The organism is Bradyrhizobium sp. CCBAU 11430, assembly GCF_028128855.1.
GTDB lineage: Bacteria > Pseudomonadota > Alphaproteobacteria > Rhizobiales > Xanthobacteraceae > Bradyrhizobium > Bradyrhizobium ottawaense.
Genome location: NZ_LBJV01000071.1, coordinates 160,992 through 177,870, shown reverse-complemented (window position 1 = coordinate 177,870; position 16,879 = coordinate 160,992). Strand labels below are relative to the sequence as shown.

Below are 16,879 nucleotides of genomic sequence, written 5' to 3'. Positions count from 1 at the left end.
GAGTTCTAGCGCGTCGATGCTTCCACATCGTCATGGCCGGGCTTGTCCCGGCCATCCACGTCTTGCCTGCGGTACCTAGAACGTGGATGCCCGGGACAAGCCCGGGCATGACGCCTGTGGCGACGCCTACGCCCCCGCCACCACCGGTGCGAACACCACTTCGATCAGCGTGCCGGAATTCCCCGCGCTCTTGATGTTGAAGCGGGCGCGGTTGGCCTCGACCAGGGCCTTGGTCAGCGACAGGCTTAGCGCCGAATTGTCTGCGGCGTCCCCGGGCGGCGGGGTGCGGAACGGCTCCATCGCGGCGGCGACTTCGCGCTCGGACAGGCCATGGCCGGTATCGCGGATGCGCAGCGCAATCTCGCCGCGGTCGGACAGCGCGGTGGAGACGATGACCTGGCCGCCGGCGCTGGCAAGCCTTATCGAGTTCGAGATCAGATTCATGGTGATCTGCCGCATCGCGCGCGCGTCCGCCGTGACCTGCGGCAGCGCATGCGCGAGCGAGGTGCGGATGATGATGCGCTCGCGATTGGCCTGCGGCTGCATCACGGTCACGCAGGCTTCGACGAGGTCGTTGAGGCTGAGGTTGGCGAAGTTGAGATCGAGCTTGCCGGTCTCGATCCGCGACAGCTCCAGGAGGTCGTCGATGATCGCGATGACGCGCTCGCCGGAGGCACGGATGTCCTTCATGTATTCGCCGTAGCGCTCGTTGCCGAGCGTGCCGAAGCGTTCGGAGATCATCACCTCGGCAAAGCCGATGATGGCGTTGAGCGGCGTGCGGATCTCGTGGCTGATCCGCGCCAGCATGTCGGCCTTGGCGTTGGCCGCGCTGTGGACGAGGTGGCGCGCCTGTGTCAGCTCGCTCTCACCCTTCTTGCTCTGCGAGAGATCGCGGAACACGGCGAAGAAGTTCGGGCCGTCCGGCCGCGTGCGGCCCATGATCATCGCGAGCGGAATGACGCCGCCCTTCTTCTCGCGTCCGAGCACCTCGCGGCCGTGGTCGAGCAGGCTCGAAATGTCCTGGCTCTTGAGGCTTTCGAGATAGTCGGCGACGATCTGCCGGCTCTCCGGCGCGAACAGCGTCGCCAGATTCTGCTCGAGCAGGTCGGCGCCGTCATAGCCGAACAGCGCTTCGGCGCTGCGGTTGCAGGCGTGGATGTTGCCTTCGGCATCGAACATGACGATGCCCTCGGCGGTGGTGTCGAGGATCGCGGCGAGATCCTCGGCATCGGCATCGCCGGCCGCGGAGTCCAGCTCGGGCGCGTAGGGGAAGGATTCGGCGACAACAGATTCAGTGACGATCGTCTGTGCGATCACGGACGCCGCGACGCTGGGCGCCGCCTGCGGCAGCGCGCAGATGAGCGCATGCGCGCTTTCGCCGTCCCAGTCGATCGTGTGCAGATGCGCCTCGGTGGTCGCAAGCGGCTGCTCGCCGTTCGCGAGCGTCGCGCTGATCGTGACAGGCGTGCCGGCTTGCGAGGTGCTGCTGGCCGAGGACACGCCGGGCTCGACATAGAGCGCATCGAGCCCGCCGGCATTCTCCAGCGCGTTGATGCCGGCATAGCCCATGCGCGCGAGGAAGGCGGGGTTGGCGTAGAGCAGGCGGTCGAGCCGGTAGATCAGGATCCCCGTCGGCAACAGGTCGAGCAGGGTGCGGTCGCGCGCGCTGGCGCCGCGCGCCGGCGGCGCGGGCTCGGTCAGCCATTCGGCCGGCGCGTGGGGCGGTTCGGGCTCCGGCGCCGGCGGCTCTATGGTGGTCTCCGCCACAGGCTCGGAAGCTTCTGCCGCGATCGTCTCGCGCTCGCGTTCGAGGCGCTCGGACAATTGCCGGGCGAGCTCATTGAACGCGCTGTTCTCGACCGGCGTCAGCGTCGGCGATCTCTGATCACTGAGTGATCTGACGTCGCCGTGCGGGCGGAACGGCACGACATTCGGAGGGGTTTCGACTGGCGTTTCCACTGAAATGTCCGGATCGGTTGGATGTGAATTCGCGTCGCTGGTGGGCTCTAGCAGTTCAGGTTCGGGTGTTGGCTCGGGCTCGGCTGCGGGCGGCTCGATCGGCGGAGGCGGCGCCTCCGCGAGCGGCTCGGCCTCGGGCGCGACCAGTTCGGCAGACGGGCCGTGCTGCGCCGGCGGTTCGGTCACCGTCTCGAAGCGCCTGAGTGCTTCCAGGCGGTTGAGGCCGTCGAGATCGCGGCAGACGCCAAAGCCCTTGAAGCCGGCAAAGTTGCGCGACTGGTCGTAGACCGGCAGGCCCGCGAGTTCGACCGGCAGATGCTCGCCGCCGTCAGCCGGCCAGTTCACGGTGATCCCGGCCCAGGTGTCGTGGCTCGCAAGCGCCTCTGCGACGCGGCCATCAGGATCGAGCGAGAATTGCTCGGCGATCTCGCGCCAAGGATGGCCGAAGCCGGCGGCGGTGCGCGCGCCGATCAGGCGGATGAATTCGTCGGAGAGAAGCACAAAGCGGCCCTCTGCATCCATCTGCCAGAGGAAGCGCAGCGGATGCTGACGCGGTGCGGGCGGCTCTTGGCCCGACGAATCCCGGCCAGACGATTCCTGGCCCGACGGCGGCTCGACCATGGCTGATGTGATCGGCGCAGCCTGCGGCGACACAATGGCTTGATGCGGGTTTTCAACCGGAGTCTTTGGCGCGATGTCGGCGCTCCGGTCCGGCGTTTCGCGAACTGGTTCTCGAACAGGCTCTTCGGCCGCGTCCTCGATCCTTGCCGCGTCCTGCGGTTCAGGCGCGATCGTCTCGGTTGCCGCGGGCGCCTCGATCGGCTCGGCGAACGCATCGAACAACGAGATCCCGGCCGATCCGTCCTGCGGCGGTGGCGGCTCGCTCGGCATGGCCGCGGCCTGCTGCGCAGGTTCAACCGGCGTCTCGTTTGCGGTTTCCGCCGTGCTCTCGGGCACGGTCGCTGCGGGCGCAGCTTGGGTGGCCGGCTCGATCAGCGCGATCAGGCCGACATCGGCGCCGATCCCGACCCGTTGCAGCACCATCTGGCCGATGCCGATCGGCGTTTCGACGCGGCCCTCGCGCAGCGCATCGTTGCGCGCCTGTTGGAGGCCGGCCTCGCCGAGATCGCGGAAGCCGAGCAGGGAGCGGGCGGCCTCGCTGGCGCCGACGAACAGGCCGTCGGGCGCGAACGCCGCCATCGGCATTTTCACGCCTTCGACCAGGCGATGCAGCCGCTCGACCAGCGGCATGGCGCGCAAGGTCGGGTCCATCGCGGTGACGAGCACCGCGTGTCCGCCATCGGCAAAGTCGAGCCGGGCGCAGGCGCAGGTCATTAGCGTGCCGAACCGGGCGCCGAAGCCGCGCAGACGTTCGAGCCGCACGGTGCCGTTGGCCGGCAGCTGCCGGGCGAGCCGGGCGACCTGGCGGCGATGGGGGTCGGCCGGGCCGAACATTTTGTCCGCGAGCGCTGCGCCGTTCGCCGCGCCGAACAGCTTTGCGCCGACCGGATTGGCCCACAGCACGCGCGTCCCGTCGATCGACCACAGCCATGTCGCGAGCTGCGAGGTCGCATGCACGGCCAGCCGGGGATCGCCCACACCTCGCAACTGGAAATCCGAACTCGTCATCCGACCGGCTGTGTCTCACGCTTGAAGCTGGCGGCTGCCGGGAATGACAGCCTTAAGAAAGGGTTAGTATCGCCCGCGCCCGCGGGCAGGTCCACGGCCCCGCTCCCCGGCGGCGGCCCTAAGCCGCGATAACCTTAATCCGCCCGAACCCGCAAGCCGCCGCCCGGTTCATCCAAGGGATTCGGGGCGAGGCGCTCTCCGCCGTCATTCCGGGGCGCGCTCAGCGCGAACCCGGAATCCATCGGGCCGCAGAGACGGTGGCGGAATGGATTCCGGGCTCGCGACTTCGTCGCGCCCCGGAATGACAGCGGGCTAGCCCGACCCACCCCACCTCAACCCCCGGTTCCCTCATACCGGAACCTCATCCTAACCTAGATTAAATTTCGCAGCGCACCCTGTTGGCGCATTGCGCTGCACAATGTTGACACGATAGGCAGCCATAATGCTGGGCGCTGGGCGAGCCATCTCTTTGTTTCGCGTTTCCAGTCTTTCGTACCCGCTCAATGTGTGACGGCCCAGACCGGGGGCCGGCGGGCGCGCCAGAAGGCTCACTCCATTTTTTTCAATTAGCGTGAGGGACAACCATGACAGGTGCGACTGATCCGTTTTCTGCCTCGATCATTCCGTTCGAGGTCCCCGAGCAGATGCGTGCGTTCGCCGAAAAGGGCGTGTCGCAGGCCCGCGAAAACTACGCCAAGTTCAAGGACGTGGCCGAGAGCCACAACGGCACCGTCGAGGCCGTGTTCACCTCGGCCAGCAAGGGCGCGAGCGAATACACCGCCAAGCTGGTGGAGTTCATGAAGGCCAACACCAGCGCCCAGCTGGACTTCGCACAGCAGCTGTTCGGCCTGAAGTCGCCGGCGGAAGCGCTGGAGCTGTGGACCGGCCACACCCGCACCCAGCTCGAGACCCTCCAGTCCCAGGCCAAGGAGCTGGTCGAGCTCACCCAGCGCGTCGCCGCCGAGACCGCCGAGCCGATCAAGGCCAGCGCCTCGAAGTTCTACAAGCCCGCCGCCTGAGCGGTGAGGCAGGTTTGAACTGGCGAAACCCGGGCCAAGCGCCCGGGTTTTTCTTTTGCCTCTCCCGCTTGCGGGTATGCTGGTAGCCACGAAGGTCGTCATGCCCGGGCTTGTCCCGCCTGCGCGGCCGAAGCCGCTTCGGCGAGGCGAAGGCCCGGGCATCCACGTTCTCAGTGCTGCGGGCAAAGGCGTGGATGGCCGGGCCAAGCCCGGCCATGACGATGTGGGAGCCTGAGCGCCCAAAGCTTCAGCGTCACACGCGGTGCTCTGCTCGAGCGGACGGCGGGCAGCGCACCCCCTCGATGCCCGCCATCAAGCCTGATTTCGTCGCATTGACGGCGATTTCAGCTGGTTTTTCGCCCCATTGCGGCCTTGCCAAACCGGGCCGTTGCACCTAGTTTCCGCCCCGTCCAGCCCCCTAGGTCGACGGCCTTTTCAGGTAGCCCGAGGGCGGCTCGCCAGGATGCAGTTGTAGCTCAGTTGGTTAGAGCGCCTGTCTGTGGAACAGGAGGTCGGTGGTTCGAGCCCACCCAACTGTACCAATAAAAACAACCACTTAGCTAAGCCGTATTTGTTCAAAACGTTTCTCCATCGACTAGTACGCTGCGTGCAATATTCGATGCGCGAAATTCGATAGTCCCAAGTATTTGCTGACAATCCATGCTCCCGTAAGTCGCGTCTTGGCCGCCTGACTCAAGGAATCGTAAGTCGTCCCTTGATAGCGAACCGTACCATCCCTGCGCGCGCGAGCACGGTATATCTTGCCCTTGTAATCAGCCCGTAGCTTCGCGCCCATTGGGAGGAACCGAACAAGGTCGGAGTCTCCAGCGATCTTCTTTGGTTCGTCCCGTTCTGGACGAATCTACCGCCACTCAAACAAGGAAGAAATGTGCTTCGCTTGCTTGGCGCGAATGGAGCGCGTTATTTGCCGCTTCATATCGCGTGATTGGGCAAGCTTCCCCGTCTGCCTGGCACCTGGAGGGCGCGTGATTCGCAGGAGCAGCGCCTCAATTTCTCGGAGATGCTGGTCGCGGATGGTCAAGTAAACCGAAAAGTGGTCCCACGAATTTCCGTGACGGTTCGAGGAAGCGACCGTCGCCCTTGCATGCGCTAGTCCGGAGCTCTCGCATTCCACGTTGGCAAAGCGTGAAATCGGCCGTCTTTGGGAAGATACTACAAAAGCCCCTTACAAGGCGTTATTCAATTCAGGCGTTTCGGGTCTGAAGCTCTGGCAGACTGTAAAAATACTCCGCGTCATTGAAGAAGCTCTAGCCGATAGACTTAAGACATTAAGTGGGCGGGAAGAGGGATTCTTCATCCACGGTAATCGTTTTATTGCCCATAACGTTTTCCAGCGGTTGCCCGCAACCGCCGTCAACGTGTCAACACCGCTGCCGGCGGCCATAGTCCAGGACATCTCGAAGTTGGTCGACGCTGTCTATCGCGACCTTTCCCTGGAGACGAACAAGCTTTACCCGCAGGCTTATCTCGCTCAACTCTTCAAGAACCAGCAAAAGCTTACGGCGATATCGAAAGCGATGTCAGCAAGACCGTGATCTTAGATTACGGTGACAGTGCACAAAACTCCCGACGCGGGGAGTGCCCGCAACGCTGCTCAAAGCCAATTTCGTCCGCCGCCACCGTAGCTCCTCCGTTCGCAATGCGCTATCGGTAGCGAGCCAAAGAGTTCTTGGACCAGCATGCCAGGCGAAAACCATCGTGAGTTTCTTCGAGCGTCTCAAGACAGCAGCATCCGTTGAGTGGCGGGCTTACACCGAGCATCCCTTCACGAACGGATTGGCGGACGGCTCGCTCTCTGAAGCTGCGTTTCGTCACTACCTCGTTCAGGATTACCTGTTCCTCATCGAGTTTGCGCGCGCCTACGCGCTCGCGGTCTACAAGTCGCCGCGGCTTGCCGACATGCGTGAAGCGGCGGCCGGCCTGTCGGCCATCCTCGATGTCGAGATGAACCTGCATGTGAAGCTCTGTGCCGAATGGGGCCTATCCCCGGCCGATCTTGAACAGGCCCCTCCGGCGGCCGAGATGCTGGCCTATACACGCTACGTGCTCGACGCTGGAATGCGCGGCGATCTGCTGGCACTCAAGGTGGCGCTTGCCCCCTGCGTGATCGGGTACGCCGAGATCGCAACGCGGCTCGCCTCGCGACCCCATGCGGACGCTGCGACGAACGCCTATCGCGTCTGGATCGCGGAGTACGCCGGCGTGCCGTACCAGGAGGTCGCTGCCAAAGCCCGTGCGCACCTCGACCATCTCGCCGATATCTACGCCACGCCGGCCCGCGAGGCCGAGCTGACTGCGATCTTCAAGGAAGCTACCCGGCTCGAGGCAGACTTCTGGGAGATGGCCTGGCGCGAGGGCCAGCGTGTTGCCGAGTTACGGTGACAGTGCGCGAAACTCCTGCGGAGCTGCATCCCGCCTCACGCAATCATCGCCTTGATCTGCGCCGTGTCCGCAAACTCGATCAGCTCGGCGATCTTGCCATCCTGAAATCTGAACAGGTCCAGGATCTCGGTGCTGAAAGTCTTTCCGCTCGGATTGTATCGAACGAGAACCCGGGAATGGACTGCAACGCGATCCCCGTCGACCAGCTCAGCCAGGATCTCGCGGCTTTCGAAGCCGAAGGCGGCAGTGAACTGAGTGAAAGCCCCGCGCAGGGTCGGGTGCCCCTCCATGCGTCCCGTCAGTTCGAGCGCACCCTTGTCGCCCATCAAGGTGAAGTGGCCGTCGGGATGAAAAGCCGCCACCAGGCCTTCGACGTCGCCGTCGCCGCGCGCGGCGTAGGCGGTCCTGATCAATGCGAGCATGTCTTCGCGCTGTGCCATGTCACCCTCCCTGCAACACGTATCAGGGCAGCCTAGCGACCTTCGCGTGTAAAGGCAAAATCTTCGAGACGATGCTGCGCGTGCTCAGCGCGCCACCACCCACACCACCACCGGCAACGTCACCGCCGCCAGCAGCGTCCCCAGCGCCACCGCGCCCGACACTGGGTTCACCAGCCGCTGATACTGCACCGCGAAGATGTAGGCATTCGCGCCGGTCGGCATTGCCGCGAACAGCACGACGACACCGGTGGCTATCGGGGGCAGGTCGAGCAGCTTTGCCAGGGCGAACGCCGCCGCCGGCATCGCCGCCAGCTTGAGCGCGCACATCACCAAGATGCTCAGCTTCTCGCCTTTCACCTCGAAGCGGAACAGGTTGATGCCGAGCGCGATCAGGGCTGTCGGCGATCCCGCCTGCGCCAGGAGCTCGATGGTGCGGTCGACGACAGGGGTGAGGCCGAGGCCCGTAAAACGCCAGATCACGCCGAAACCGATCGCGAGCATCAAGGGGTTGCGGGCGAGGTCCGTGAGCACGGGCCAGATGACTGACAGGGCCGAGCCGGTCCGCTTGCGGTTGACCAGCTCCATCTGCAGGATGCCGCAGAGCCAGAGCAGCGGCGTGTTCACCGACAGGATCAGGGCCATCGGTCCGGCGGCCTCATTACCCAGCGCCGAGAGCGTCAGGGGAATGCCGAGCATCACGATGTTGCCGTAGACCGAGCCGATCGCGAACACGACGCCGTCCTCGCGATCTTCCCGCGGCGCGCGGAGCAGCGCGGAGATCGCGAGCGCCGCGATCCAGATGACGGCCAGCGCGCCGTAATAGGCGCCCCACATCCTGTAGGGGCTGACATCGGGGAATTCCGACACGACGATGGTGCGGAACAGCAGCGCTGGGATCGCGATGCTGAAGGCGAATTCGCTGATGCCCTTGTGCGCGGCCTCGGAGACGAAGCGAAACAGCACCGCGGCATAGCCGGCCGCGATCAGCGCAAACACCGGCGCGACGATCAATAGCGTGGCCATGCGCCGCTACGACCCCAGTCCGATGATCCGGCGTGCCATCCGCCCATTGGCATAGTCGATCATCTTGCCTTCCAGCGTCACCGCCCCTGATGACGGTGGCAGTGCTTGATGACGGTGATAGTCCACAAGAACGCCCGCACCGCAGAGCCCACGTTAGCCGCAAGGCGGACCAAAGACAATTTTGTGCACCGCCCCCGTAACCGATCTCTCACGTAGAAATCCGGTAGAAGTCCCGGGAAAGCGGCCGGACGGCAATTGTTGGAGGGCAATCTCGTGTAACCTGAATGCCTTCTCTGATCGATTTGGATCCCATGCCCCTTGCCGCCGACCGTCTCCTCGCTGCCGTCGAAGCGATCTACGATACAGCAGCGAGCCCATCACTCTGGCCATCCGCTCTTGGCAAGATCGCAGGCTGCTTCGATGACGCCGGCGCGATCCTGCAATGGCGAAGGGACGACGGGGCCTTCGGAGCCATCGCCTCCGAAAACCTCGCGCCGGCGCTCACCGACTATGGGACGCGTTGGGCGCAGCACGATTTCAAGGCCGAACGTTGCATCTCGGCCGGCCTTTACGTCAGCGGCGAGCCCTTCACCGATCGACACATCGGCCCGATCGACGACGCCTACCTCAACCATCCGTTCAGCAGGGAATTCCTTGCAAGGCACGGTTTGGGCTGGTTCGGATCGATCGGGGTGTCACCCGACCCCCGGATCATCGTGGCTCTCAGCGTGCAGCGAGCCTTCGCCAGGCCGCAGTTCTCCGACGCCGAACTGGACCTGATAGCGACGCTCGGGCGCCATGCCGAGAAATCGTTGCGGCTGTCGATCAGGCTGCTTGATACCGAACTGGCCAATCTGGGCCTTGGCGACGCCCTCGCGCGGATCGGCATCGGCGTGTTCGCGCTGGACTCGTCCGCGCGTGTGCTGTTCGCCAATCCGGTGGGGGAGAGCCTTCTCGGCGAGGTGTTCGACCTCGTGAACGATCGTCTGCGTGTTCGCATGGTGGCGAGCCGGGCGCCGTTCGAGGCCGCCATGACGCAAACGCTTCGCGCCGAGGCGCGCGATCTGCTGGCCGAGCCGAGACCCATTCTCGTCGAGTCGAGCGCAACAGGCAGGCGTTTCGTCATCTACCTGCTCCCGATCACCGCCGGCGCACTTTCAGACGGCCATTTTCTGACCCGCACGCGAGCGATCGTGCTCGCGATCGAGCAGAAATCTGCCGAGCCTCCGGATCCCGCCATCGTGCGGGACATCCTGGGCTTGACGCTCGGGGAGGCCAGGATCGCCTCGCTGGTGGGCTCGGGCGTTCCGCCGAAACAAGCTGCGGGCCGGCTCGGGATTGCCGAAGACACGGCGCGCAATGTGCTGAAGCGCGTATTTCAGAAGCTCGGCATATCCAGGCAAAGCGAGCTCGCGGCACTGCTCGGCCGGCTCGTGTTGCGAGGGCCTTGAGTCACCGGCCTTTGAAGGATCAGCGTCGGGAGCGGCTCGTAAGCGCCGCTACGACCCTAGGGCGATGATCCTGCGCGCCATCCGCACATTGGCGTAGTCGATCATCTTGCCGTCGAGAGTCACCGCGCCCTGGCCTTGCGCCTCCGCCTGCTCCATCGCTTCGACGATCCGCCGCGCCTGGGCCAGCTCCTGGTCCGACGGCATGAACGCGCGCAGCGTCGGCTCGATCTGGTCGGGGTGGATGACCTGCTTGCCGTCAAAACCCATCGCCGCGGCCTTCTGGGCGCTGCTTTCGGTCAGCCTGGCATCGCGGAACGCGCCGCAGGGGCCGTCGATGGCGTGAAGGCCGCACGCGCGGGCGGCGACCAGAAGGCGCATCATCGGGTAGGCAAACAGGTCGAGCGGGGCAGAGGCATAGCCGCTTTGCGCCGATCCGACATGGCGGTAGCCATCCGGCGACACGCCGATGTCGGAGGAGCGGGCGCCGATCGACGCCGCGAAATCGCCGACGCCGAGATGCAGCGCGGCGACGCTGTCGTGACATGCGGCGAGCGTGTCGACATTGACGAGACCGAGCGCAGTCTCGATCAGCAATTCCAGCGCGACCGGCGAAGCGCGATCCGGCGCGGCGGCGCGCAGCTGATCGGCGATCGCAACGATGTCGCCGGCGCGCTCCGCCTTCGGCACGATCACCGCATCCAGCCGGGGAAGCGTCGCCAGCGCGCGGATCTCCTGCGCGATGAAGCGGCTGTCGGCGGCGTTGATCCTCACCGTGACGCGCTTGTTGCCCCAGTCGAGCGAGGAGAGGGAGCGGACGGCTTCCTCCAGTGCGAGGCTTTTCTCCGATGGCGGCACCGCGTCTTCGAGATCCATGAACACCGCGTCCGCAGCCGAGGCCGCTGCCTTGGCGACGAGACGGGAGCGATGCGCGGGGACGGCGAGGTAGGCCCGCGTTGGCCGTTGTGCCATCGTCAAATGTCCTTCGCCAGACCGAGTTCGCTGAGGATGGCTTGATTGTGCTGTCCCACATCCGGCACCGGATCCATCCGCGGCTCGACGCCTGGAATGGTGAGCGCGGGCAGGAAGCTCATCACCGGCCCGCACGGCGAGCCGACGCTCTGCACCCGGGACCGCGCGCGGAGCTGCTCGTGCTCCAGAAAGGCCTCGACCGAATTCAGATGCGCGTTGGCGATCGCGGCCTCATCCAGCAGGCGCAGCACCTCCTCGCTGACCATCGCGGCAAAGCGCTGCTCGATATGCGCCTGCAGATCGTCGCGGTTCTGCATGCGCAGCGGATTGGTGCGGAAGCGCAGGTCGTCGGCGAAGCCGGCGTCGCCGAGCACGATGCGGCACAGCGAGCGCCATTCGCGATCGTTCTGGATGCCGAAGAAGATGGTGTTGCCGTCGCCGACCCGGAACGGGCCGTACGGCGCGATCGTCGCGTGCCTGGCCCCGGTTCGCGGCAGCGGCCGTCCCGTGCTTTGCGTGTAGAAGGCGGGATAGCTCATCCAGTCCGTGATGGAATCGAACAGCGAGGCCTGAAAGGCGGTGCCCTTGCCGGTCCGCTCGCGGCGGTACAGCGCCATCAGCACGCCGTTGAGGATGTACATGCCGGTGGCGATGTCGACCACCGACAGCCCGACCTTGGCCGGCTCCGCCTCGGTGCCGTTGATGGCGAGAACCCCGGCCTCGCACTGGACCAGCAGATCATAGGCCTTCTTGTCGCTGTAGGGGCCGCCAGTGCCATAGCCCGAGACGTCGCAGGCGATGATGCGCGGATATTTGCGCAGAAGCGATGCGGCATCGAGGCCGAGCCGCTCGGCAGCGCCGGGCGCCAGGTTCTGGATGAACACGTCGGCCTGCGGCAGCAGGGCATCGAGCACCTTGCGGCCGTCCTCGCTCTTGATGTCGATGGCGAGGCTTTCCTTGGAGCGGTTGGTCCAGACGAACTGGGTCGACATGCCGTTCATCACGTGGTCGTAGTCGCGGCAAAAATCCCCAGTGCCCGGCCGCTCGATCTTGATCACCCGCGCGCCCCAGTCCGCGAGGTGCCGGCTGGCCAGCGGCGCTGCGATCGCCTGCTCGAGCGAGACCACCGTGACGCCCGACAGCGGCAGATCTGCTTCATTCCCTTCCATTGCGATCGCTTCCTCTCGTGCGCTTTCCGACCAGCGCAGGAGACAGGCCGACCACCCACGCGCATCTTCTTGATGATGACATCATGCTCCCGTTTTGCCCGACGAGTCAAATTCGGCTTCGTTAAATCCTAAGTCGTGAAATGCGTAACGATTGCCGCGACTTGGCTACTGTGCATGGGGTTGTTTTCGCGTTTTTTGTGGGGCGGGGCACTCTTTCCTCGCGCACAGCTGTCATCCCCCGCGCCTCCATGTGGTCGTCATGCCCGGGCTAAACAACATGCCCGGCCATGACGTCGTGGACAGCTAGCGGAAGTCTGCCCCATCCTGTTGCCAAGACCGCACAGGTCCGACCTTTCGCATCTGCCCTCGTTGCCAACGAACCGCCGTTCACCCACTATTCCCTCCGACTCGACATGTTGGGGGGATCGATGCCGGCGTTTCGCTTCAAGACATCCTTGGCTGCTGCAACTCTCGGGATGGCCCTGGCCGTGCTGGTCCAGCCCGGCACCGGCTTCGCCTACACCCCGGAGGAGCAGCAGGCCTGCACGCCGGATGCGATGCGGCTGTGCGGCGAGTTCGTTCCGAACGTCGACGCCATCACCGCCTGCATGATCAAGAAGAAGGCGCAGCTCTCGCCGCAATGCCGGGTGTTCTTCCGCCCCGGGCCCGAGCCGGGCGAGGCTCGCGCCGGCAAGCCGACCAACATTGCGCCCAAAACCGCGAGGAAGAGCACCAAGCCGGCGGCGAAGAAGAAAAAGACCAGCGACAGCTGAGCGCGGGACAGCCGCGTTCCTTGTCTGAAACCTTCGTCATGCCCGGCATCAGCTCCGCGCCAGCGAGCGGACTCCTTTTGTTCGCGCAGGCCGCGCTGATGCCTGCGGCAATTGCGAACGCGCGATGGAAAAGAGTCGGATAAGGGTTTGCGCGGGAGGGTTGCATTCCGCCTGGTCCCGCTCGGCTGCTCAAAGAACGCACAGATGCTCGCGCGGGCGGCGTTTCGTTGCAGTTGGTCTCTCGTCCTGCGACGCAGTGTGACTCAAAAGCCAACACGCCTTGTTATTTCGTGGCGGTAACGCAACCCCCGATAAATTTTTCTTTCACGAATCAGCGCGGTGATTCATTTTCGCGGCCTGGGGTCAATCTGGAGGCCGAAGGTATGAACGTTATTGTTTTTGCATCGCGTAAAGGCGGCTCGGGCAAGAGTACCCTAGCCGCGCATCTCGCCGCGCAGATCAAGGCGAGCAAGCAGGTCATGCTCGTGGACGCGGACCCGCAGGGCTCGCTCACGCTGTGGCACAAGCTGCGTGGCACCAACGAGCCGCCGATCAAGGCGGCCGTGAACTCCGTCAGCGGCATCGTCTCCGCTGCCAAGCGCGACGGTTATGAATGGGTGTTGATCGACACGCCGCCGAACCTCTCGGCCGTGGTCGACGACGCGATCAAGAACGCGACGATGGTGGTCATTCCGGCGCGTCCCGGCGTGTTCGACGTCAACGCGGTGCAGGAAACCATCCAGATGTGCCGCGCCGCGCGCAAGCCCTATGCGGTCGTGCTCAACGGTGCACCGGCCAAGCGCGACGAAGCCGAAAGCCCGATCGTCACCATCGCCCGCGAAGCGCTGGCCAAATTCCGGGCTCCGGTGTGGGGCGGCCAGATCACCAACCGTTCGGACCTGCTGATGGCGCTGAGCCACGGCGAGGGCGCGCGGGAATATCAGGCCGAGAGCCGTGCGGCTCAGGAAATCGCAAGGCTGTGGGCGGCGATCGAGCGTTCAGTCAAGGCCATTCGCGGCACGGCGTCGGCGTCCGGCGCAATGCACAAGCAGGCTGCTTAATTCTTTAAATCATTCCCCGGACGAAAAACGCGCGGGAACGTCCGCGCGTTTTGCGTTTTCGGAAACTGCTTGAAGCGGCTACGCCACCATCAGCATGTAGAACACGATGACCGGCGACATAGTCAGGATCACCGACCAGATGCCGGCGGCCCAGAGAATGTCCTCGGTGGTAAAGCTCTGCTCGGTGGACAGCTTCTCCTGTCCGGCGCCGAAATACGACGCCATCTCATTATGACTATTCATAAACGCCCCCGCGATTTCTTCGCTTATGGGCGTGAACGATACGCGGGATGTTTTAAGATTCCGGCTTGCAAACCGCTGCGCATTTTGAGCGCATTTGTGACGGCCGCTTAACCATCCGCGCGACGTGCCGCCTTCAGGCGAGCCAGATCCGATACAGCAGCACCGGCATCAGGCCGAGCATCACTGCCCAGAACCCGAACGACGAAACGACGAGAATTCCCTGCAAAAGATCGGCCGGCGCGTATTGGCTCGCGGCCGTAGGCCGGGTGCGATGTCCCATGGTCATTCCCCCTCTGGAAGTTCCTGGAGAGCAACGATAGGGACGGATGGGTAAACGAGCGGTGGATGGGCCATGCGGCGGGCGCGAAGGCCGTTGGGGTGATGTTAACCACGGGCGGCGCTCTTACCCTCCCCTGGAGGGGCCCTCCAGGGGAGGGTAAACGATACTACGCCGCGACCTTCGTCCGTCGCTCGATCTCGCGATCGATCGCGGCGGCGAGCTCGCTGCTCACTTCCACCATCGGCAGGCGTACTTCGGGGCTGTCGATCAGGCCGCACCGCCACAGCCAATACTTTGCCGGCGCCGGGCTCGGCTCGGTGAACAGCAGTTGCGTCAGATCGGCGACCTCGTGCCAGCGCGCCAGAGCCACGTCGTGGTTGCCGCGCTTCGCTTCCGCATACACCGCCGCAAACGTCGCGGTCTCGACATGGGCGGACAGCACGATGCCGCCGTCGGCGCCGTCGACGAGCGCCTCGAAATAGTTGGCGTCCTCGCCGGTGAGCACACGAAAATCCTTCGGACGGTCGCGCAGCAGCGCGATCGATTGCTCGCGGCTCGCGCCGCAATCCTTCAAGCCTACGATGTTCGGATGCTCGGCGAGCCGCAGCATGGTCTGGTTGGTGATGTTCACCGAGGTGCGATAGGGAATGTTGTAGAGCGCAATCGGCCAGGCGGCGTGATCGGCGAGCGTCTCGAAATGCGCCAAGAGGCCGCGCTGCGAGGGGCGCACATAGTAAGGGCTTGCGATCAGATAACCGTCGATCGGCCAGTCCGCGGTCTCGTCGAGACGGTCCTTCAGCCGCGCGGTGTCCGCGCCTGACAGTCCGAGGCAGATCGGCAAGGTGCGCCGGCCCGCCGCCATCTCGTCGCCCACGATGGCGACGAGGCGTTCGAGCTCGGCCTCGCGCAACGTCATGCCTTCACCGGAGGTCGCCCCCAGGATGAAGCCGTCGATGCCTTGCGCGCTGTAATGTCGCGTCAGCCGCCGCAGCGATCGCTCGTCGAGCGCGCCGCCCTGAAACGGCGTCACCAGCGGCAGCCACAGCCCGTGCAAATGATCTTCAAGTCCGGTCATGTTTCCATCTCCTTCTCGGGAAACCTGAGACGGAGGGCACATGAAAAAACCCCGTCCAGGCGGCGGGGTTTTCGGGATTGCAGCGATGACGAAGCCGGTCTAGCGCACGCAAAACTCCGAGGTCCCCAAATGGGGGCCTTTTTTCGAGGCGATCGCCTTCGACGAGATTGCGCACGACTTCGTGATCATGTGCAAATGATGCGGGGTATGCCTGGAACTGTCAATACACGCGGAAGGCGAAAGCCGATTTGACCGAAAAAAAGCCGGGCTCGAATGAGCCCGGCTTAAGGTATTGGCCACGTGAGGCCGACACAATCACCTTCCAAGAGGGATTACTGAACTCCCGCGCCACTGGAGGAGGGGGACAAATGCGCAACGCGAAGGCTCAGCGTGCAAGCAGTATGAGCTTGACGAGCGCCATGCAGCAACAGCCGAGGCCGCATGTCAGTCATGCGGAAATCAGGAAGGCCAGCGCTGCGCCTTGCTCACCACGAAGTCGCGGAACACCTGCACGCGCGCGACCGTCTTCAACTCCTCGGGATAGACAAAGTACGTATCGAGCTGGATCGAATCCGACTCGCCGAACAGCTGCACGAGTTTGCTCTGTTCCTCGACGAGGTAGTCGGGCAGCGCCGCGATGCCGAGGCCCTGCTGACAGGCGCGCACCAGGCCGAGGATGTTGTTGACCCTGAAATAGGCTTCGCGCGGACCCGAGCCGTTGCGGCCGGCTTCGACCAGCCAGTTGCGGTTCTGCAAATGCGGCGCGAAGTTGCCGTCCGAGAGCGTGATGATGCGGTGGGAGTCGAGCTCCTCCAGCGTGCGCGGCGTGCCGAAGCGCTTGATGTATTCCGGCGAGCAGTAGGCGTGGAAGCCCATCGCGAACAGCTTGCGCTGGATGAGATCCGGCTGCGTCGGCTTGCGGGTGCGGATCGCGACGTCGGCCTCGCGCATCGACAGGTCGAGCTCCTCGTCGGTGACGATCAGCGAGATCCGGATTTCCGGATAGAGCGCGGTGAACTCGCCGAGCCGCGGGATCAGCCAGTTGATGCCGACGCCGGGGGTGGTGGTGATCTTGAGGTCGCCGCTCGGCCGCTCGCGGCTGTCGGTCAGCTTGGCGCGCGCCGCCTGGAGCTGCATGAACACGTCATGCGCGGTGCGGAACAGCAAATCGCCCTGCTCGGTCAGGATCAGGCCGCGGGCATGGCGGTGGAACAGCGAGACCGAAAGCTCCTGCTCCAGCGCCGAGACCTGGCGCGACACCGCCGATTGCGACAGGCCGAGCTGCTCGCCCGCATGCGTGAAGCTGCCAGCTTCCGCCGCTGCGTGAAACACCTTCAGCTTGTCCCAGTCCATATCTGTAAATCCGTCGCGTGTTCGGGGCATGA

Annotated in this window: 15 protein-coding genes and 1 tRNA gene; 7 read left to right on the top strand and 9 right to left on the bottom strand. The window is 64.6% G+C overall.

The window, feature by feature from the left end; translation table 11 throughout:
• Positions 1-126: 126 nt before the first annotated feature.
• Positions 127-3,588: a PAS domain S-box protein gene (locus XI04_RS32035; RefSeq protein ID WP_271611347.1), complete on the bottom strand. Its 3,462-nt coding sequence runs from the start codon at positions 3,586-3,588 to the stop codon at positions 127-129.
• Positions 3,589-4,172: 584 nt separating this feature from the next.
• On the opposite strand from XI04_RS32035, the gene XI04_RS32030 reads away from it, so the two are divergent.
• The 4 genes from XI04_RS32030 (at position 4,173) to tenA (ending at position 7,010) form a co-directional block, all read left to right on the top strand.
• Positions 4,173-4,607 (top strand): phasin, encoded by a 435-nt coding sequence (locus XI04_RS32030; protein WP_028140510.1) that lies wholly within the window; start codon positions 4,173-4,175, stop codon positions 4,605-4,607.
• Between the two features lie 465 nt (positions 4,608-5,072).
• A tRNA-His gene (locus tag XI04_RS32025) sits at positions 5,073-5,149 on the top strand.
• 594 nt (positions 5,150-5,743) lie between these two features.
• Complete coding sequence (locus XI04_RS32020) at positions 5,744-6,163, top strand: hypothetical protein (protein ID WP_271610711.1); 420 nt, start codon at positions 5,744-5,746, stop codon at positions 6,161-6,163.
• A 163-nt stretch (positions 6,164-6,326) separates the two neighbouring features.
• Entirely contained in the window at positions 6,327-7,010 is a 684-nt protein-coding gene (gene tenA, locus XI04_RS32015; protein WP_271610712.1) for a thiaminase II, read from the top strand.
• A 35-nt stretch (positions 7,011-7,045) separates the two neighbouring features.
• On the opposite strand, the gene XI04_RS32010 is transcribed toward tenA, so the two are convergent.
• Both XI04_RS32010 and XI04_RS32005 read right to left on the bottom strand, forming a co-directional pair.
• Complete coding sequence (locus XI04_RS32010) at positions 7,046-7,450, bottom strand: nuclear transport factor 2 family protein (RefSeq protein WP_212429202.1); 405 nt, start codon at positions 7,448-7,450, stop codon at positions 7,046-7,048.
• Positions 7,451-7,534: 84 nt separating this feature from the next.
• A complete protein-coding gene (locus XI04_RS32005; protein ID WP_212474909.1) occupies positions 7,535-8,473 on the bottom strand; it encodes an AEC family transporter in 939 nt (312 codons plus the stop codon).
• Positions 8,474-8,757: 284 nt separating this feature from the next.
• Between XI04_RS32005 and XI04_RS32000 the strand changes: the two genes are divergently transcribed.
• Complete coding sequence (locus XI04_RS32000; protein WP_271623882.1) at positions 8,758-9,924, top strand: helix-turn-helix transcriptional regulator; 1,167 nt, start codon at positions 8,758-8,760, stop codon at positions 9,922-9,924.
• Positions 9,925-9,972: 48 nt separating this feature from the next.
• On the opposite strand, the gene XI04_RS31995 is transcribed toward XI04_RS32000, so the two are convergent.
• Both XI04_RS31995 and XI04_RS31990 read right to left on the bottom strand, forming a co-directional pair.
• A complete protein-coding gene (locus tag XI04_RS31995) occupies positions 9,973-10,893 on the bottom strand; it encodes an HpcH/HpaI aldolase/citrate lyase family protein (protein ID WP_271610709.1) in 921 nt (306 codons plus the stop codon).
• Positions 10,894-10,895: 2 nt separating this feature from the next.
• A complete protein-coding gene (locus XI04_RS31990; RefSeq protein WP_271610708.1) occupies positions 10,896-12,062 on the bottom strand; it encodes a CaiB/BaiF CoA transferase family protein in 1,167 nt (388 codons plus the stop codon).
• Between the two features lie 428 nt (positions 12,063-12,490).
• Here XI04_RS31990 and XI04_RS31985 point away from each other — a divergent pair, with 428 nt between their 5' ends.
• Together XI04_RS31985 and XI04_RS31980 are read left to right on the top strand one after the other, a co-directional pair.
• Positions 12,491-12,835 (top strand): hypothetical protein, encoded by a 345-nt coding sequence (locus XI04_RS31985; RefSeq protein WP_271610707.1) that lies wholly within the window; start codon positions 12,491-12,493, stop codon positions 12,833-12,835.
• A gap of 383 nt (positions 12,836-13,218) precedes the next feature.
• Positions 13,219-13,896 (top strand): ParA family protein, encoded by a 678-nt coding sequence (locus XI04_RS31980; RefSeq protein ID WP_025032179.1) that lies wholly within the window; start codon positions 13,219-13,221, stop codon positions 13,894-13,896.
• Between the two features lie 78 nt (positions 13,897-13,974).
• On the opposite strand, the gene XI04_RS31975 is transcribed toward XI04_RS31980, so the two are convergent.
• The 4 genes from XI04_RS31975 to XI04_RS31960 all read right to left on the bottom strand — a co-directional run bounded on the left by XI04_RS31975 (position 13,975) and on the right by XI04_RS31960 (position 16,877).
• The gene (locus tag XI04_RS31975; protein ID WP_131233054.1) at positions 13,975-14,139 is read right to left on the bottom strand and encodes a hypothetical protein; all 165 of its coding nucleotides are present in this window, start codon (positions 14,137-14,139) and stop codon (positions 13,975-13,977) included.
• A gap of 133 nt (positions 14,140-14,272) precedes the next feature.
• Positions 14,273-14,425, bottom strand: coding sequence for a hypothetical protein (locus XI04_RS31970; RefSeq protein WP_154694126.1), 153 nt, complete (start codon positions 14,423-14,425; stop codon positions 14,273-14,275).
• Between the two features lie 160 nt (positions 14,426-14,585).
• Positions 14,586-15,494 (bottom strand): 4-hydroxy-tetrahydrodipicolinate synthase family protein, encoded by a 909-nt coding sequence (locus XI04_RS31965; RefSeq protein ID WP_271610706.1) that lies wholly within the window; start codon positions 15,492-15,494, stop codon positions 14,586-14,588.
• Between the two features lie 459 nt (positions 15,495-15,953).
• Positions 15,954-16,877: a LysR family transcriptional regulator gene (locus XI04_RS31960; protein ID WP_026201990.1), complete on the bottom strand. Its 924-nt coding sequence runs from the start codon at positions 16,875-16,877 to the stop codon at positions 15,954-15,956.
• Positions 16,878-16,879 lie beyond the last annotated feature (2 nt).

Bases quoted from the DNA above. Each gene is read 5' to 3' on its own strand.
- XI04_RS32005 (WP_212474909.1), bottom strand. From the start codon at position 8,473: ATGGCCACGCTATTGATCGTCGCGCCGGTGTTTGCGCTGATCGCGGCC.
- XI04_RS31970 (WP_154694126.1), bottom strand. From the start codon at position 14,425: ATGACCATGGGACATCGCACCCGGCCTACGGCCGCGAGCCAATACGCG.
- XI04_RS32000 (WP_271623882.1), top strand. From the start codon at position 8,758: ATGCCTTCTCTGATCGATTTGGATCCCATGCCCCTTGCCGCCGACCGT.
- XI04_RS31980 (WP_025032179.1), top strand. From the start codon at position 13,219: ATGAACGTTATTGTTTTTGCATCGCGTAAAGGCGGCTCGGGCAAGAGT.
- XI04_RS31960 (WP_026201990.1), bottom strand. From the start codon at position 16,877: ATGCCCCGAACACGCGACGGATTTACAGATATGGACTGGGACAAGCTG.
- XI04_RS31990 (WP_271610708.1), bottom strand. From the start codon at position 12,062: ATGGAAGGGAATGAAGCAGATCTGCCGCTGTCGGGCGTCACGGTGGTC.
- XI04_RS31995 (WP_271610709.1), bottom strand. From the start codon at position 10,893: ATGGCACAACGGCCAACGCGGGCCTACCTCGCCGTCCCCGCGCATCGC.
- XI04_RS31985 (WP_271610707.1), top strand. From the start codon at position 12,491: ATGCCGGCGTTTCGCTTCAAGACATCCTTGGCTGCTGCAACTCTCGGG.
- XI04_RS31975 (WP_131233054.1), bottom strand. From the start codon at position 14,139: ATGAATAGTCATAATGAGATGGCGTCGTATTTCGGCGCCGGACAGGAG.
- XI04_RS32035 (WP_271611347.1), bottom strand. From the start codon at position 3,588: ATGACGAGTTCGGATTTCCAGTTGCGAGGTGTGGGCGATCCCCGGCTG.
- XI04_RS32030 (WP_028140510.1), top strand. From the start codon at position 4,173: ATGACAGGTGCGACTGATCCGTTTTCTGCCTCGATCATTCCGTTCGAG.
- XI04_RS31965 (WP_271610706.1), bottom strand. From the start codon at position 15,494: ATGACCGGACTTGAAGATCATTTGCACGGGCTGTGGCTGCCGCTGGTG.
- XI04_RS32010 (WP_212429202.1), bottom strand. From the start codon at position 7,450: ATGGCACAGCGCGAAGACATGCTCGCATTGATCAGGACCGCCTACGCC.